The organism is Nocardia beijingensis NBRC 16342 (genome assembly GCF_001612785.1).
Lineage (GTDB): Bacteria > Actinomycetota > Actinomycetes > Mycobacteriales > Mycobacteriaceae > Nocardia > Nocardia beijingensis.
Genome location: NZ_BDBC01000110.1, coordinates 1 through 744, shown reverse-complemented (window position 1 = coordinate 744; position 744 = coordinate 1). Strand labels below are relative to the sequence as shown.

Here is a 744-nt window from a genome sequence, read left to right as displayed (position 1 = left end):
CCCGGTTGATGAGGTGGCGTGGGGGAAGTTGCGGGCGTTGTTGGCGATGAGTGCGGAGGAGCGGTCGCGTCCGTGGGCGGAGCATCGGGAGCTGTATCACGCTGCGGCGGTGTAGGGTCATGATCGATTCGGTGCCGTCAGCGATTTGCCGCGCGTGGGCGCACCGGATTGTTCCGGGCTCGCCGGTGGACTGAGGTCGGCGGGACTGGGAACGATCCCACGGGGTTCGGACTTCTTTCGCCATGCTTGGTTAGAGGAATTGTGACCCCGCCTCGAGAAGTGCGGCGGGGTTGTGGGCTGGTCGCTTGGCACTTCAGGTCTCTGGCTCCTCGGTGTGGTCTGTGGCGTAGCCGCCTTGCCACCATCGGCGCAGCACGGCGAGTTGACGTTCGGAGAGCGGACCGGAAAGCCGTTGGTGGACCTTGTTGATGTAGGCGAGTTCCTCGTCGGTCCATTCCCGTGAGTGATCGGTGTTCTCACCCATGCCAGGCCACCTGTGGGAGCTGCTGGTGAGAGGCCTGGGCCGCGGGAAAGGAGCGGACCGTGCACGCGACCTGTCTCGCAACGGTCGAGGCGGATGCCGGAAACCATCCATCAGCTACCGCGATACGGGCATGAAACAGCATGAAGTCACCTCTGTCGTGACGTCTGCTGGTTCTCCCGACATCTATTGAAGCGCACGTTGATTGCTTCGCGCCACCCTGCGTGTTCGCAGGCAACAGGAGTCGTGCCGGTTGGCACCTA

At 63.4% G+C, this 744-nt stretch carries 1 protein-coding gene; it reads right to left on the bottom strand.

Features of this window, described 5'->3' with window-relative positions; genetic code table 11:
• Positions 1-313 precede the first annotated feature (313 nt).
• Positions 314-484 carry a hypothetical protein gene (locus NB3_RS35450; protein WP_157112178.1) on the bottom strand — a complete coding sequence of 57 codons (171 nt, stop codon included), beginning with the start codon at positions 482-484 and terminating at the stop codon, positions 314-316.
• Between the last annotated feature and the right edge of the window lie 260 nt (positions 485-744).